We start from the raw sequence: 16,282 nt of genomic DNA, 5'->3' as shown, positions 1-16,282 counted from the left end.
CAGTAACTAATCATACTAACTAGTTGAATCTAAATTGCTTGACGTTATTACTTAGAAAGGCTCTTCTTCTTCAAGAGCATATGTTCCTTCTGCTTATCGGGCATAAAGAGTACACGATTGTCCTTTAATGACTCGGGATACTTGTTTAAACCTGTCGAAATGATAACTTGAAAGTCAGTTCCATAATTTTTCAATTCTTCCAACTGACGAATACAGTTAATCAGATACTCTAATTCGATTCCGGCAGTTTCAGGTGTGTCAATAAGTAAAAAGCGCGGGAATGTCACTGATTCATCAGACAAAGCTAAATGCATGAGAGTGATAAAGTACATCATTCGAATTGAAACAAGTGAACTTGTTTCTCGATAGAGACCATCATTAATTGAAGGCAAATAGTTATCAAGCGCAATCTTTGCCGATCTGCAATCAGGCAAAGTATTTTTCATCAGCTCATCATACTTTTTACTAAACGCATTTACCTTCGAAGTTACATCCTGTTGAGCTTTAATCTCAAGCCCTTTCCTCTTTAACTCAGCGTCTTTTGCTTTAGAGCTAACCAGATCAAAATCTTTTTGGATACGTTCCAGCTTTGATTCAATCTCCAACAATCGATTCAAATTCGCAACATCTTCTCTAAGCTGCAATATTTTATCGTCAATATCATTTAGGCTTTCAATGTCAACAATTTCATCGACCCGCCCAAGCATTTCTTGTAGCTTTTCACGGAAAGTCACCGACTTTTTCTCTATCAACTCAATTTCTTTTTTAATCTCTTGAACTTCAGAGTCACAATCATCATATGCGGTTTTAATTGTTGACAGTGCCTTAAGTTTCGTTTTCAGAATATCTTTATACTCTTTTGATGTGTAGAAAAACCTCTCATATTGTTCTTCTTCTATCGAAGCGCCACAAACACAATGCCCTTCCACACGATCCACGTGACTTAAGCAGTATGGACAAGTATCAGATGTAAAAAGGTTTAGATGATCGTGTGAAAAAATAACTTTTTCAATACGTCTAATCTCTGAAGCAGATTCATTTCTAACTACGTTTAATTTGTACCGTTCATCAAGAGCTGAAACCAGATTTTCTTTTAATCGGCTTAATCTAAGTTCACAATCAATTAATTCTGATTTGCACGACTCAATATCTTGATTAATTGTATTTGATCCAGTTCGATTTCGCTTGAATGCCTGTCTGGCATCATGCAACTTGTCAATTTGCTGCTCTTTATCAGAGATTTCTTTCTGTAAAAAACTGACATTTTTAGCCCCGCCATTTTTTCGCATTTTGTCGGCTAAAAGCGTGTACTCATTCACAACCGCTTTAGCCAAGCTTTTCTCTCTCGACAGCTTCTTTTCCTCGACAATAGAGTCGTAGTAATCAGAATAGGCTTTACCAACTAAGAGTTCAAAAATAGCTTTTCGAACCAACTCAGAATCAGAAACATACGTTGAATTAGTATCTGGCTTTTTATAAATACCCTCTGGGTTCGGCTGTTGATCGTGATAAATCAGCCGCATCAAGTCTGATATATTAATTTTAAATGTATTATATCCATGAAAAAGCTCGACCACAGATATTTCCAATTTCTCGAGAATCCAGTCAGAAAAAACGTATGAATCTTTGCTTCTGTTTACGGGATATATTTCAGTCTTATCTTCCGAAAGAGAAAATCTTACCTTCTCTTCAATTAAAGTATTTTTATCTTCTGAATATATCTTCTCAACCACCCGCTCATAGGGGATTACTGTTACTTCATTATCTCCAAAGTAGCGCCTTAGTAAATAACTGCCATCATTGATTGAGATATAAAGATCAACATAGTTATCACTATCAGAAGTTATTTCATCGTGGCGCTTATCATTATTTATTCGAAATATTGGAACCTCTCCACCCAATGCAAAATAAATCAAATTACAAAAGGTGCTTTTCCCTGTTCCATTATCGCCCTCAATTAGGATGATATTTTCGTCGAACTCTTTAGACTCGAAAAAATACTTGCTTCCTTCATAAATAAGCTTATTAACTCGCATCAGACCCATGTTCGAACTCCATTTTCAACATAAATTTTACCTAACATGGTATCCAGAGTTAGCGATGCCAACCGTCCCACTTTCTTTGATATTTTTATTATATTCTTAGATTCCGACTCGAAAACATTGCTGTTTAAAAAGTCATTAGGAAGGTTATCCTTAGTCAAAGAAACATCAATTTCTTGTGCTTTACCTCGATTCAAAGTCACATAGCCTCTCTTCTCAAGAACAAACAACAACTTAAGAATTTCACTTCTTCTAGTTAATCCATTCGAATAGCTGTCAAGTAAACACTCATAATCTTTAGGGTTCATTTTTTCCGCTGAAGAATGAGAAACCACATAGACTGTTTTATCATTACTGATAATGTCAGTTAAAAAAGCCAACTTCCTGTAGTCTCTAAAAAATCTCCCATCACGACAACCTAAAGAATCCAAAATAACAAGAACGGAATAGCAATAAAGATAGAAATCTTCACCGCTTAAGTACATTAGCCTTTTCTTTGTACTTACATCACTCATCACTACACTCATCAAAAGCTAAAAAACACCCATCAAATAAATTCCAAATAATTCCTTCTATTGTTTTATCATTAGAAATCGTATATTTGTAATCGGTCTTTAACTTAGAAATATCTTCTACTGCTTTTGATAAGAGCGTTTGAAGAACAGCATCCAAGTCGTTGCCGCTTTCAGGGGCTACATATCCATCATCTGAAAAATATTCTTCACAAGCTTCAAAAACACGATACTTCAAAGACAAAAAAGACTTGTCTGCTTCACGCTCTTCATACTTAGAGCCACTTGCTTTTCTTGCTAACAGTCTAATTCGACGATCTGAAATATCCTCTATTACTGAAAGTACTTTTTCCTTCAGATTTCGCTTGTCGGTCACATCCTTTTCAAGCTCGGCGATATAGCGCCAAGTAGGGTCTATACTCTCGTCTGGAATTTGAGACTCTGCTTCTTTAAAAATCAGTTTTACATCTGAACTATGAACCAACTTATCGACTAAGTTTTTACTATTTTGCCTTTCACTCAGCTTATCCATTAACAAACAAAATATTATTTTTTCTTTGCCTATATGAGCATTGTTGTGAAGTGGTGAATACTCAATATCCTTTAAAACTGTCTGCTTGAGAGCATCCTCATCTTCCTGACCGAAATGCCATAAAATTTTCCTCAAAAACTCTTTAAACCTATCAGCACTTAGACCCCGAAGCGTTTCTAAGTTTCCTGACTTAGACTTTTCTTTATATTGGGAAGCGTACTCTTCAACAAGAATTTCTTTTACTAAATTAATTGTATCGTCTGAAACATCATCAAACGATTGAAGAATTTCTAAAATTGGTTTTTCTGGTAGAGCTATTTCTTTACCGCTATTGAGCTTGGATTTTCTTTCCTTACCGACATCCCTCGTCGTGTAAAAGCCCAAATATACGCTGTTGCTGGTGCGAAATTGATCTACATAGATGTCATAAAAACTGACCAACGTATTTATAACCGGAGGACTAAAAATTGTGAAATTGCCATTCAAGTCATAATTCTTGTCTTCTTCGAAGTAATTACTGACTTCTCCATCTACAATAGTCTGATGGGAAACATCTTCGAGATTTTCCACCGCAGTAAAAAATACAGTACTTCTATCCTGCTGAATCGTTTGCAGCATGAGCTTAATCGCCCTTATGAGCTGTAATCTAAAGCCTTTGCCAGAGTCTCCAGCTTCCCTATTGATAGTCTCTACTGCCATAAAAAAGTGTCATCTTGATTTAATCTGGACAATGTACACGATCACTCTTTAAAAGTTAACCCACAGCTATATTTCCTCTGCAAAGTATGATAGTTCGATGTCCGCTCCTAGCTCAAAACGGAAAACCATATTTTTGGCTTATTAAAGTTAGCTGTTACTGGTCAAGACAGCTAGTCAGAAACACACACGATTCCTTCATCTATCTGGCCTATCGCTCTAAAGGGGACCTTTAGCATGTTAGCTCTATGAAATTTTCTGGAGCTGACAATGAGAACCCCTTTGTTACCTTGGTTTATCCTATGGGTGACCATCCCAATCATTATTTTCTTTGTATTCATCTTGCCCGCCCATGCTAATGATGGGCCATTCTATCAGCGTGGTCAGGAAGGCTGGTTTTGGTATCAGGTTATAGCTGAGCCTGAACAGCCTGATGAGCTTACAAAGCCGGAATCTGGTGTCGTGGAGTCCAGTCAGAGCGAACTAAAGCCTTTCAGTGCAGCTTGGTTTCGTGAGCACATGCAGTCGTTTATGGACAAGGCGATTGATGAGCCGACGAATGAGAATGTCAGAGCCTATCTGTATCTCCAGCGAGTCATGATGGATAAGGGCTCACAGTTTGCTGATGTTAGTCAGCAGGTGGTCATGGGCGATCCTGTTTTAGATGAAATCAGTCGCAGACCCTTGGCGACCTATGCTGCCAATCGGATGGATCGAGAAGCTGGCGCTCAACGTGATGTAGCTTTAGGTGAAGTAGCAAAACGGGCTGGCTTGTTCTTCTTCTATCGTTCGGATTGCCCTTATTGCCATGCTCAAGCGCCTATCATCGAATCCATGGCTTTGAACTACGGTTTCGAGGTGTTTGCTATTGCTGTCGATGGCTTGCCTTTACCAAGTGGAGAATTTCCAAATTACAAAGTCGATTCAGGACAAGCACAATCGTTGTCCGTTACGACTGTTCCTGCGGTCTTCTTAGTAGACCCGCCTAATGTCATCACTCCGATTGGCCAGGGCGCAATGAGCCTTGATGAGCTCAATAATCGAATCATTCTTGCAGCCCATCAAGCCGGTTGGATTGACGATCAAACTTACTATGCCACCAGACCTGTTCAGCCCGGCGTTTCACTCGCGATGTCAGCCCAAGAGCTTAACGAAAAAATATTACAGGACCCTGAGTTCCTTGTTCGCTATCTGCGTGCACAAGGAGGGTTATAACGATGAAAAAAGTATTCCAAGTATCGCTAATCGCCTGTGCGATTGGTTTTTCATCTATGAGCCAAGCAAGCTTGCAACAGGAGATGAATCAGTTGTTTGGTTCAATGACCAACACCACTGCGCCTGGTGTATTCGAGAGTCAGCGGCGTGGCGTTATATCTGGTGGAAGTGTTGTTGTTCGTAACAGGATCATGAACGAGAACCTCGTCTCTATGGTGCCTCCGTCATTCCAAGCCGGTTGTGGCGGCATTGATATGTTCGCTGGAAGTTTGTCATTTGTTAATGCAGATCAGTTTGTTCAATTACTTCGCTCTGTAGCGGCAAATGCCAAGGGATACGCATTCCAATTGGCGCTCAGTGCTATGTGTGAGAAATGCTCCCAGCACATGGAGACACTGCAAAAGAAAATCCAGCAGTTGAACGAGTATTTTGGCAATTCCTGTCAAATGGCTCAGGGAGTCGTGAACGATACCCTGGCCGCCTTTGGTAAGAAGGGGCAAACAGAGGCCAGCATGTTGAGCTCACTTAAAGGGGCTGGAGACATTTTTACCAGTTGGAGTGAGTCCAATGGTAAGAACCCTTACGAGAATGCTTCAAGTGTCGCGGCATCTGATGTGAACAAAACGATTAAAGGTAACTTGGTCTGGCGAGCACTGAAACGTCACTCGGCATCAAGCTGGTTTGCATCGGGGGATGACCGTTTTCTTGAAGCGGTTATGTCCGTGACGGGCTCGATCATCGTTGGTGATTTAGCGAATGCGGCTGATGGTCAAGGTAAAGCCCCAAAACTGACCAGACTGAATGGCAATAAAGTGACTATTGAGCATCTAATTCATGGCGGTAACGTCGCTATGTACCGATGTGACACAGTGACACAAGACGGCTGTCTAAATCCGACAATCACTAACGTGACCCTAACCGGGTTATCAACTCAGGTCGAAAATTTACTTCTTGGTACAGGTTCTAGTAACGGCATTATATTTAAGTTTGCTCGAAATACTGGGGCAGCTAGCACCACCGAAAAGGCTTTTATGACCTCGGCTCCTGCAAGTATTGGCGGCATGATTCGAACACTTTCTGCATTAAATGAAGGGGCTGCTAGGTCGTTTGCTTCAAGAGCTGCGCCATTTATTGCTGTTGAGATGGCCCGAGCATTGGTTGAAGACATGCTCAATGCAGCTAGAAGTACCTCCGGTGTGGAAGATCATGCCTATGCGAAGTTGTTAACGGAAGACCTTGAACGTGCACGTCGCCAAATCAATGAGGAATACGCCGCGTTACAGCGAAGATACGGTTCAGAGCAAGAATTGCTGGCGCATTTTAACCAGGTGATTCAGACCATTCGCAAGCAGCGTTATTACACCGTTAAATCTACGGCACTGGGGGAATAGGTCATGTGGGAGATCTATTCCATCGGGGATTCGGCATTTTTAGAGCAGGTCTTGAACGCTGTCGCGATGATTACTGGTACAGGCGACTTTACTTCAATGGTTCGCATTGGCTTGCTCATTGGGGTATTGATGGTCTCTGTTCAGGCCTTAATGCAAGGTGGTCGAGGGATTAACTTTCAGCACGTTTTAGTCTCATGGATAGTCTTTGCAACCATGTTTGGACCCAGTACCCGTGTGAGCATTGAGGATGCGTACACGGGACAAGTTCGAGTGGTTGATAATGTGCCCATCGGTGTTGCTGCCGCAGGCAGTACAATTTCGACTGTTGGATTTCAAATCACGCGATTGTTTGAAACGGCGTTCTCAACTCCCGCCATGACGGAATACGGCTTTGCATCCAGTTTACAGACACTGATTAAAGTGAGAAAACAGGTGATGGATCGCTCTGGGTTGGGTGATGCAAATCGTGTCGGCGGCTCGGATATCGAGCAATCTTGGTTTAACTACATTAAAGAGTGCACCTTGATTGGTATCGACATTGGCCAAAAGAACCTCGATCAGGTGCTGAGTGATCCTAACCCGATGACTGCGATTAGGTTTGATTCGCGCATTTATGGCACGCGCATCATGCTCAGTGGTAGCAGTAGCGATTTGGACTGCACCGATGCCTATAGCCAACTGAAACTCATGACAGAATCAACCTTCATTCCAAGGCTTAAACAGGTTCTGTCAGCCTCATTGGGAACTTCGTCAGCCACTGATACTGATGACGTGATCCGAAATGCACTGAATAATCTTGGTTTGGCCTCGGTTAACACCCAAGAGTACATGACCGCGTCGGTGCTTTTACCTATTTATGAGCAAAGCGTGACGGGCAAGTATATGGATGATCAAGCTTTCACCGCAGCCGTTATGGTTAACCAAGCGATTGAACAGCGCAATACACAATGGGCGGCGGAGCAGACCCTGTTCCAAAGTATCGTTCGTCCGATGATGACGTTTTTTGAGGGTTTCATTTACGCCATCACCCCTTTGATGGCCTTTGTGATAGCCCTTGGCCAAATCGGGATGCGAATGGCTGGGAAGTACTTGTTAATCCTGCTTTGGATTCAACTTTGGATGCCTGTCATGGCCATCATTAACCTGTATATTCATTTAACCGTTGCAGGGAAAATGTCGGCTCTTGATGCCTTTGCAGGTACAGAAGTGCCATCTTTTGCCGGGATGATGCAGATGGATTCAGTGCTGCAAACCTGGATAGCGACTGGCGGCATGTTGGCGTCGAGTGTTCCGGCGATTTCGCTCATGCTCGTTTATGGCTCAGCAATAACCGCTACCCACTTGGCTGGACGTCTTCAAAACGGTGATGCCATTGATGAAAAGATGACAAGTCCAGATGTCGCGAAAAATGCCCCGGTAATGCAATCACAGTCAATGTTCCAAAATTCAGCCCTCACTGGTTCTGCTATGACCGGCGCGTCAAACCTACTAAGCAGTTTCTCTGTAGGAAACGCAGTGGGTTCAATGGTTGGCTCTGCAAAAGAATCCATGACTCAAGCAACCCAAGCCTTTAGTCGTCAGGTTGGGAATACTATGAGTCGAACTTTTGGTGAAAAGCTAAGTTACGACAACCTGTCTTCGGTTGGACGTCAGATCGGCTCATCTAACTCCGCATCTAGCGCCGTTGTTAATCAGGTTACTGATGACCTGCAAACTCGGTATGGTTTTGGAGACGATAAAAAAGATGCTGTACGTGGCTTGGTATCGGGCGTGCTATCGGGAGGCCTAAGGGTCGGTGGCGATGGAACTATTACTAATCCCGGTGAGAAAGAAGTTGCTGATAAGGGCTTTCTTGGAAGGCTTCTTGGTACTGGCGGCAATGATTCTCCACAGGGCAACTTGCCAGGAGTCGATAAGCCAGACTCATCTCGTGTACCAAAACTATCAAGGGTACGAGCAGGGCTGGATTTAGGTGGTAACTTTAGTGGCCAAGTTGAGTCGTCAGAAGGCAGTTCTCGATCTACGACCGCAAATACGCTCACTGGGGAGATGCAAAGCTTGGCATCGAGTGATTCACGACGTGCTGAGTATCGCGATGCAATGGTTAAGGACCTTTCAGACTCAAGACGTTCTGGCGTTGAGATGTCCTTGTCTAACCAAGACTATCAGTCACTTCAGAGTTCAGCTCAAGACGTTGTCACGGCATCAAATCGCTTTAGTGAGCTTGATCAGGCCAGCTACAGTCTATCAGGACAAAGAAATACTGATGGTGCGACGTTAACCCGATTAGCAGCGGACAATCCTGAAGTCATGGATTATTTAGGTCGCTATATGAACCAGCATGTTGAAGCAGGTAACCGTTTACGTGAAAACCTTCCAATGTATCAGCGCTTGCTACCTGATGATAATCAGGCGTATGTAGCGGCAGCTATGGAGTCTTTAACCTATAGCAACTCTTCAACGCCCGCTGAACGCGACAATGATTATCAAGCTGCAATGACGGTTATGGCCATGGCTACCGGAGCCGATTTACGATCAATTCAGCCGCGCTCAAATGAAGGCATGTCATCAACTGCACCTACTTTTGGTGGTACTCAAAGCCAAGTTGAATCGGGTGTATTGGGCGGCTACGAGGATGCAGCAACAGTTCAAACTCAGTTCAACGCAGCTCAATCGGCTTACCAAACCAATCTGTCTGGTATAGATGGACAGTTGAATGCGCATCAGCAGCAAGCCCAGCAGGCCGTAGCTTCTGACACAAGTACCTATCAATCTGGACTAAACAGTGAAGCTGGATCTCAGTGGCGATCTCGCATTATGGCTGATGATAGCGGAGTCTCTGGTGCTGAAATGTTCTTCAACAGCGCCAGTGCTATTGGTGATTTCAGTGGCAAGCATACTGATGCAGCACTGCATACCTTGAATCACTTTGGCGAAGACTATGAGAGTTACAAAGAACAAGCGCTTGAAGATCCTGGCTCAAGAGGTTTCTTGCACAATGCAACGGTGGCCAGCAAATCAACCTGGGATGGCTTAAAAGCCGCCGTTGATGCCGGAACCTCTTTGGAAAATCCATTGACGGCGTTTAATGATGCATACAGTGGATCGAGTTCGCAGTATGCCTCCGAAGTAAACTGGGGCACTAAGTCTGAAGCCATGTTGGCTGGGGCATTCGGTGCGGCAGTTAACAATCGATATGGTGAGTTCTTAGAACAGTATGCCGATGATTTTAAACAGGAAGCATACAGCGAAGGGCAGAGAATGGGATTGACCCCGATTCAAAGTCAAGTGTTCGCTCAAGCTTTCAATGAAGGTTTGGCGGGGCGCGTTTTCAACTCTGAAGACTCATCGAGTTGGTCGCCTGAAATGCTTGGCTTAAGGGAACAAATACTAAATGAGTATCGTCAAAAGGATGAGAGTGGCTCTTACATCCCCGACAGTGTGTCCGAAGAAGATAAAGCATTTGTGGATAAGCAGATTGCAGTGATCTCAAATGCATCCCTTGCGGGAGATTATGCTCAGAACAACTTGATCGATATTAGGGCCTATAACCAGGCATCAGGAAGGAACTAAAAACAGAAGGTAGCCAGCTTGTGGTGGGCTGGCTATTTTTTTGGCTTTTTGGGATACCTAGGATAAAAGCCATCAAAAAACGAATGGAGCTTATACCAATACCATTTTTCTTCAATGCTCAAAGTTCTACCCGAATCTTTAACTTGGCTGCTCAAGAATCTAATTCCAGTACAAATAGCTAAGAAGAAGAGTCCCAAACCAACAATTGTCCAACTCGCTTGCCAATATGCGATTGCTACAAGCATAGTGATGATGGCTATAAGTCCGATGGGATTACAGGTCGCTTTGAATCCCAAGTAGCTGAAAAAAACGACGGTGCAGAACAGAAATGGCAAAGCCGCTAACTTGGCAGATGCCGTTAATATTTCTGATGGAAAAAAATGAGCCGAAGCCAAAGTCGCCAGAAAAAGCCCCAGTGATATAAACCAGCAGCGTGCTGGTAAAGATTTAAGTAAGTTTGTCATCTTCTTAGTACTCTCAAAGTGCACGGGCGGTGCACAATCAAATCATGCATCAGCATGTTAGTTCTCAAAAAGTGCTCTAGTGGTTTGCTCGGCCATAATCTCACACACAGGACATTTAAGCTGAATGCGCTGTTGAGATACCGTCAAATACAGACTGCCGCATCGACACCGGTGTAAGGATGCAAGCTGTGATCTTAAATCACGAGCTAGAACCCAACCTTCATTGATGGTCAGTTTTTTCCAGGGGATCTCAGCTGGAAGATCTGCCTCTTCTCTTGCAACCAAGTACGCATCGTAAGCCTTCATCAAAGCATCGATATTTAATTTCTTGTAGACATTATCACCACCAATATTGACATAAAGCGCCATCAGCAGGGAGCCTTCAACTAGGGCTCTTCTGCTTTTAACGATGGCATCAGATTCTGGCAATTGACCAGGACAAGGTGACTTGCCAGTCACTTCTTTGTGCAGCCTTCTGATAATGTGGATTGGCAAACCTGTATCGAGCGCGATAATGGTCGTTCGAAATCCGTACTTAATAAGCAGCGAGGCTCGGGTAAACAGCTCACTTTTGGACAGGTTATCAATCATGCATCCCCCTTGTTGTTTAGGGTTGATAATAAATAAGCGATTCTTGGGATACCTGTACCTTTGCTCTTCACCATCTCAATCAGTTGGCTTTGGTTACCCCTTGGTTGAAACAGCATGAATGATGAGGTCGCCACTCGTTGCAGGTCGTCAACACCGGCATTAATAAGTGCATCCACCACGTCGCGTGTAAGTCCAAAGCGCAAGACCGCCTCTTGCGGATCAATGCGCGCCAATTCACGTGCTGCGTGTAGGTACGCCAAATTTAATTGATAGAAGTCTTGTTGATTGGTTGTCATTGACGGACCTCCAGTTCATGTAAAATATTGCGATAGATAGAAAGCACTCTTTGCCCATACCAGCGTGCACGCTCTTCGTTCCAACTGTGATAGCGGCCTATGCCAAGCTCTAAATCGTTTGGTGAAGACTTGATTGCTTCGGCCAAAATACTGGAGCCGACAGTAAGGTTGGTGATGGGGTCTAGCAGTTCAGCTGCTGAGCTCACTCGATGCCCATGCCAATGCAAATTGATTTGCATAAGGCCAATATCGAGCTGGTATTTTTCACTCTCTTGAAGTGCCTGGTTTAACAGTTGCTCCGCTTCTGTCTTAGATTTGGCGTAGGTTGCGTTTGAACCATTGCGAATTGCGTATGGCCATGGACTGGTCATGTTAAGACCTCGATGTGAGGCTGACTCAGCCAAGGCAACGGCGTAGAGCATGACTGGATCAATACCAACACTTTGTGCTGCTTTTTCCCACTGATAGCCCGGAAACGCATAGACTGAAGTGCTTGCGGACATGGCTATCACTAGGGCAACGGTTTTTGCTTTAATCGTTTTCATTTTTGTCCTCTAATTGATTTCCGAGAAGCGCCTGAATGGCTTTCGGGCTTATTCTTTTCAAAGGCACTGCGCTAAAATTGGCGATGCCTCTCGTGTAAACTTGTGCCGCTTTTGACCAGTCACCCACGGCAACAGGCGCTTGCATATCAAATCCTTTTTGCTGGTTCTGATGGTCTGCAATACCCTGTAATAGCCTTGGGTATTCACCCACTTCGTCCCGCAGCAAGTAAGCCTGGTAGCGTGTTAAAAACTCTTTTTGCTTAAAGGGGTATTCCCTGTCATCAACTTTGCAGAGTTCAACCCATCCCCCCATGTCCGAAATCACGCGGTGGATAAGCGCATCGTCAAACATCACGGATGTCCAAGCGCCAACCTGACGAACAGCCTTGTCAACTTTGTTCCAAGCAACCATGGCTCTTGAACCCGAGTTGCCATCGATATGCTTGATGACGTCAGCGGGCTTTGGAAAAAATTGCCCAGTATCCGGTGATTGAATATGCCGAGTCAGACCGATTCGCACTTCTTCAATGCTATAAGCACGAAGGGCTTCAAATGCGATGGATAGCAATTGCGGTGATACGCTTTTGCCATACATGGCCCAAGCTGCTCCCCAAACTTCAGCAAACTCGCGTTTATCAACCTCCTGCACTTGAACGAACCTCCCGAATACCTGGTCCGGCCCAGCTTTCAGCGATGCGACGATTGCTTTCTTCAATATTCAATTGGTGATTGCTGCCCTTTAGGCTCGTCGATGATTGCTGTACTTCATCAATGCGAACGTACTCGTCTTCCCATTGCCGGTTTAAAAGCCAGTTATGTGGCATAGGGGTCTTAGTCCGATCTTGATACTGCAATCGGTTGTCTCGTTGCTCTTTCCAGCGTGTTAGCACTTCCAAGGCGAGTTCATGGTCTTCATTGAGGCCCATGCGTAGCCATTCTTCTTTGGCTTTCGCTTTTTTTTCTTTGCGTATTTGTACATCCCAGAAGTCTTCAAACTGTATGTGGTCAACAGTTTTAACTGTTGGTTTATTGCTTCTCTCAGAGTCATCCGACCGTTGAGAGTCCCTTACCGGGTTGCCATCAGGCATAAACAATGATGAAAATTCTTCTGGTAGCCGAGCTTGAAAAGCGGCAAGAGATTTCAAAAGCGATGCCATACCAACGAAGTCGGCAGGTACATCTTTAAGCAACCGAAAGGCTGCCTTACCTTGGTTTGGGTTTTCGATTGGGTTGTGCTTCAGAAAGCTTCGAATCAAAGTCCAACCGGATTCCTCGCAACGAATCAGGAACTGATCTTGTTCTAACTCACTTAACGCCTTGGCAACCTGTTGCTCATCCCAGTTCAAGTCAGAAGCAACGTAACCAATCGGCAGTCGAAAGCAGCCAAGCAAATTACAATGTGGGCATGTAAGCAAATACAGTCCTAGCAACTTCGCAGAGTCACTCCAGGACAAAACGTTTTGCTTTAGCCAAAAGCGGGTATAGACCTTGCCATAATCACGCATGGAGGTACTCGCTTCTGTGTTTACGTAAAATGCTGACCATTACTTGCCCTTAATCCTACTGGTTACTGGCTTTCAGCTCGCTTGGGCATTCGGGGTAGATGTCCGGTCTTAACTGAGATCGGGTTACCTGTCCTTGCGTAGCTTGTTCGATGGGTAAAACGAATTCAGCGGGAACACGCCCTGATTTATTCAACCAAAACCAGACGTTTTGCTGTTTTGAGTTGATGGCTCGTGCTAATGCTGATTGCCCGCCGACCAAGTCAATGGCACGGCGGAGATGTTTTTGTGTTGTGTTGAACACTTCCATACCGTCTCCTGTTACAATAATAACTGTTACAAGATTGAATGTTACAGTTTAAACTGTAGATTAGTCAACAGTTAAAATTGTTGAAAGGCTACAGTTTTATTTGTAGAATACGGGCTTATGAAAACTTTATCCGAACGACTAAACCATGCCTTGCAGCTTACTGGGGTGACTCAGTCTGAGTTGGCTCGCCGCATTGGTATCAAACAGCAGTCGATCAGCCAGATTTGCTCTGGTAAATCGGCTAGGTCTCGTTACACCATGCAGATCGCGGAGGCACTTCGCGTGAATGCTCATTGGCTCGCCACAGGTGATGGCGAGATTGGCTTGGGGGTCGGTAATGTAGAAGTCGGGCCTGATATTAAAGGGAGTATTCCTCTCATTAACTGGGTTCAGGCCGGTGATTGGACTGAAATAGCGGAGGGATTTGCCCATGAAGATGCTGAGGAGTGGCGTGAAGTCACTGGGAAAGCACATGAGGGTTGTTTCGCACTTCGCGTAAAAGGCGACAGTATGGAAAATCCAAGCGGAAAAAAATCCATACCTGAGGGAGCAGTGATCGTTGTTGATCCTGAGTTACCTTATTCATCAGGTTCATTGGTTGTTGCGCGTTTGGATGATTCGAAAGAAGCAACCTTTAAGCAGTTGGTTATTGATGGTGAACAGAAGTACCTAAAACCTTTGAACCCGCAATACCCTGCAATACCGATCAACGGCAACTGCACCATCATTGGTGTAGTACGACAAGCTATCATCGATTTTTGGTAGCGAAGGAATTTGTGGTTTAGCCACAGTTGTTCATGAGCTGAAGAAGCAACGATTGCAAACAGCTACAACTGAGCATTGGCGCACGCTGAGAGTAAATGGTAACCGATTAGATAACCATTGATTGTTTATAAAGTCAAGATCAGCGAAAATAGCGGCCAATTACGATTAACACGACGGATTTGACAAGCGAAGAACTGAAAAGAGAGTACTTCCAAAAGTGTGTACAAATCCGTGTACAAACTAAAAGAATTTATACATGGCAAACCAAGATTTTCTTAATGAAATCAATAAGCGAAGGACCTTTGCTATCATCTCGCACCCGGACGCCGGTAAAACAACCATCACCGAAAAAGTGCTATTATACGGACAAGCATTGCAGACCGCCGGTACCGTTAAAGGTAAAAAGTCCGGCCAGCATGCTAAATCCGACTGGATGGAAATGGAAAAAGAGCGGGGGATCTCCGTTACCACGTCCGTAATGCAGTTTCCTTACGGTGATAACCTGGTCAACCTGCTCGACACGCCCGGACACGAAGATTTTTCGGAAGATACCTATCGCACCCTGACTGCCGTTGACTCCTGTCTGATGGTGATTGATGCGGCGAAAGGGGTTGAGGATCGCACCCGCAAACTGATGGAAGTGACCCGTCTTCGGGATACGCCGATCATCACGTTCATGAACAAGCTGGACCGTGATATTCGCGACCCCATGGAATTGCTGGATGAAGTAGAAACCGAACTTAACATTGCCTGCGCACCGGTGACCTGGCCGATTGGCTGTGGGAAGCAGTTTAAAGGGGTTTACCACATTCATCGTGACGAAACGATTTTGTATAAAACCGGTCAGGGCCATACCATTCAGGATGTTCAGATCATCAAAGGGCTGGATAACCCGGAGCTGGATGCCGCTGTAGGCGATGGCCTGGCTGCTGAATTCCGGGATGAACTTGAGCTGGTCATGGGGGCTTCTAACGAGTTTGATCAGGAGTTGTTTTTGGCGGGTGAAATTACCCCGGTCTTTTTCGGTACCGCACTTGGTAACTTTGGTGTGGATCATATGCTTGATGGGCTCGTGGCCTGGGCACCGCAGCCACAAGGTCGCGAAACCGATAAAGGCAGTGTGGATGCACTGGAGCCGAAGTTCAGCGGCTTTGTGTTTAAGATCCAGGCTAACATGGACCCTAAACACCGCGACCGTATTGCGTTTTGCCGTATCGTTTCAGGCAAATACGAAAAAGGCATGAAAATGCGTCATACGCGGATTGGTAAAGATGTGCGTATTTCCGACGCGCTTACCTTTTTAGCTGGCGACCGGGCATTACTCGAGGAAGCTTACGCCGGTGACATTATCGGCCTGCATAATCACGGCTCTATCCGTATTGGTGACACTTTCTCCTCGGGTGAAGATTACCGCTTTACCGGTATTCCTAACTTTGCGCCAGAGCTATTTAAACGCATTCGCCTGCGCGACCCGCTTAAACAAAAACAACTGCAAAAAGGCCTCATTCAGCTTTCCGAAGAAGGGGCTGTGCAGGTGTTTCGCCCGTTAGCCAATAACGATTTGATTGTGGGTGCGGTAGGGGTGCTGCAGTTTGATGTGGTCGTGGCCCGTTTAAAAGCTGAGTACAACGTTGATGCCCTGTACGAGCACGTAAGCGTTGCGACCGCGCGCTGGGTTTATTCGGATAGTGACAAAAAGCTCGATGAATTCAGACGTAAAGCAGAGCAAAACCTGGCCCTTGACGGTGGTGATAATCTTACCTATATCGCACCGACTATGGTTAACCTGCAACTGGCGCAGGAACGTTATCCGGATATTGAATTTAAAACCACTCGCGAGCACTAACA

General features: G+C 44.6%; 15 protein-coding genes. 5 read left to right on the top strand and 10 right to left on the bottom strand.

Features of this window, described 5'->3' with window-relative positions; genetic code table 11:
* Positions 1-47: 47 nt before the first annotated feature.
* Genes C6Y40_RS07425 through C6Y40_RS07415 form a run of 3 tightly spaced genes read right to left on the bottom strand, consistent with a single transcriptional unit; the run spans position 48 to position 3,785 of the window.
* A complete protein-coding gene (locus tag C6Y40_RS07425; RefSeq protein ID WP_105934053.1) occupies positions 48-2,045 on the bottom strand; it encodes an AAA family ATPase in 1,998 nt (665 codons plus the stop codon).
* Positions 2,036-2,557, bottom strand: a complete 522-nt coding sequence (locus C6Y40_RS07420) for a helix-turn-helix domain-containing protein (protein ID WP_205664749.1) — start codon at positions 2,555-2,557, stop codon at positions 2,036-2,038. The genes C6Y40_RS07425 and C6Y40_RS07420 overlap by 10 nt, the downstream gene beginning before the upstream one ends.
* Positions 2,550-3,785, bottom strand: a complete 1,236-nt coding sequence (locus tag C6Y40_RS07415; RefSeq protein ID WP_105934052.1) for a hypothetical protein — start codon at positions 3,783-3,785, stop codon at positions 2,550-2,552. Before C6Y40_RS07415 ends, C6Y40_RS07420 begins: the two co-directional genes overlap by 8 nt.
* 267 nt (positions 3,786-4,052) lie before the next feature.
* Here C6Y40_RS07415 and C6Y40_RS07410 point away from each other — a divergent pair, with 267 nt between their 5' ends.
* Genes C6Y40_RS07410 through C6Y40_RS07400 form a run of 3 tightly spaced genes read left to right on the top strand, consistent with a single transcriptional unit; the run spans position 4,053 to position 9,961 of the window.
* Positions 4,053-4,997 (top strand): thioredoxin family protein, encoded by a 945-nt coding sequence (locus C6Y40_RS07410; protein ID WP_105934051.1) that lies wholly within the window; start codon positions 4,053-4,055, stop codon positions 4,995-4,997.
* Between the two features lie 2 nt (positions 4,998-4,999).
* Positions 5,000-6,388 carry a conjugal transfer protein TraH gene (locus C6Y40_RS07405; RefSeq protein ID WP_105934050.1) on the top strand — a complete coding sequence of 463 codons (1,389 nt, stop codon included), beginning with the start codon at positions 5,000-5,002 and terminating at the stop codon, positions 6,386-6,388.
* 3 nt (positions 6,389-6,391) lie between these two features.
* Positions 6,392-9,961 (top strand): conjugal transfer protein TraG N-terminal domain-containing protein, encoded by a 3,570-nt coding sequence (locus tag C6Y40_RS07400; RefSeq protein WP_105934049.1) that lies wholly within the window; start codon positions 6,392-6,394, stop codon positions 9,959-9,961.
* A 32-nt stretch (positions 9,962-9,993) separates the two neighbouring features.
* On the opposite strand, the gene eexS is transcribed toward C6Y40_RS07400, so the two are convergent.
* Genes eexS through C6Y40_RS07365 form a run of 7 tightly spaced genes read right to left on the bottom strand, consistent with a single transcriptional unit; the run spans position 9,994 to position 13,669 of the window.
* On the bottom strand, positions 9,994-10,425 hold the full coding sequence (gene eexS / locus C6Y40_RS07395; RefSeq protein ID WP_105934078.1) for an entry exclusion protein EexS: 432 nt from the start codon (positions 10,423-10,425) through the stop codon (positions 9,994-9,996).
* 57 nt (positions 10,426-10,482) lie between these two features.
* Entirely contained in the window at positions 10,483-11,016 is a 534-nt protein-coding gene (locus C6Y40_RS07390) for a FlhC family transcriptional regulator (protein ID WP_000566752.1), read from the bottom strand.
* Entirely contained in the window at positions 11,013-11,312 is a 300-nt protein-coding gene (locus C6Y40_RS07385; protein WP_000210563.1) for a flagellar transcriptional regulator FlhD, read from the bottom strand. The genes C6Y40_RS07390 and C6Y40_RS07385 overlap by 4 nt, the downstream gene beginning before the upstream one ends.
* Positions 11,309-11,857, bottom strand: a complete 549-nt coding sequence (locus C6Y40_RS07380) for a lytic transglycosylase domain-containing protein (protein WP_000848909.1) — start codon at positions 11,855-11,857, stop codon at positions 11,309-11,311. The genes C6Y40_RS07385 and C6Y40_RS07380 overlap by 4 nt, the downstream gene beginning before the upstream one ends.
* Positions 11,844-12,506: a DUF6475 domain-containing protein gene (locus tag C6Y40_RS07375; protein WP_001158521.1), complete on the bottom strand. Its 663-nt coding sequence runs from the start codon at positions 12,504-12,506 to the stop codon at positions 11,844-11,846. Before C6Y40_RS07375 ends, C6Y40_RS07380 begins: the two co-directional genes overlap by 14 nt.
* The gene (locus tag C6Y40_RS07370; RefSeq protein ID WP_031500537.1) at positions 12,493-13,362 is read right to left on the bottom strand and encodes a hypothetical protein; all 870 of its coding nucleotides are present in this window, start codon (positions 13,360-13,362) and stop codon (positions 12,493-12,495) included. The genes C6Y40_RS07375 and C6Y40_RS07370 overlap by 14 nt, the downstream gene beginning before the upstream one ends.
* Before the next feature lie 55 nt (positions 13,363-13,417).
* A complete protein-coding gene (locus C6Y40_RS07365) occupies positions 13,418-13,669 on the bottom strand; it encodes a helix-turn-helix domain-containing protein (protein WP_000451746.1) in 252 nt (83 codons plus the stop codon).
* A gap of 117 nt (positions 13,670-13,786) precedes the next feature.
* On the opposite strand from C6Y40_RS07365, the gene C6Y40_RS07360 reads away from it, so the two are divergent.
* Both C6Y40_RS07360 and prfC read left to right on the top strand, forming a co-directional pair.
* Entirely contained in the window at positions 13,787-14,434 is a 648-nt protein-coding gene (locus C6Y40_RS07360; RefSeq protein ID WP_105934048.1) for a LexA family protein, read from the top strand.
* Positions 14,435-14,690: 256 nt separating this feature from the next.
* Positions 14,691-16,280 carry a peptide chain release factor 3 gene (prfC, locus tag C6Y40_RS07355; protein WP_105934047.1) on the top strand — a complete coding sequence of 530 codons (1,590 nt, stop codon included), beginning with the start codon at positions 14,691-14,693 and terminating at the stop codon, positions 16,278-16,280.
* The last annotated feature ends 2 nt before the right edge of the window (positions 16,281-16,282 follow it).

The organism is Marisediminitalea alba, from assembly GCF_002993365.1.
In the GTDB taxonomy this organism is placed as follows: domain Bacteria; phylum Pseudomonadota; class Gammaproteobacteria; order Enterobacterales; family Alteromonadaceae; genus Alteromonas; species Alteromonas alba.
This window is presented reverse-complemented; position numbering and strand designations above follow the sequence as displayed.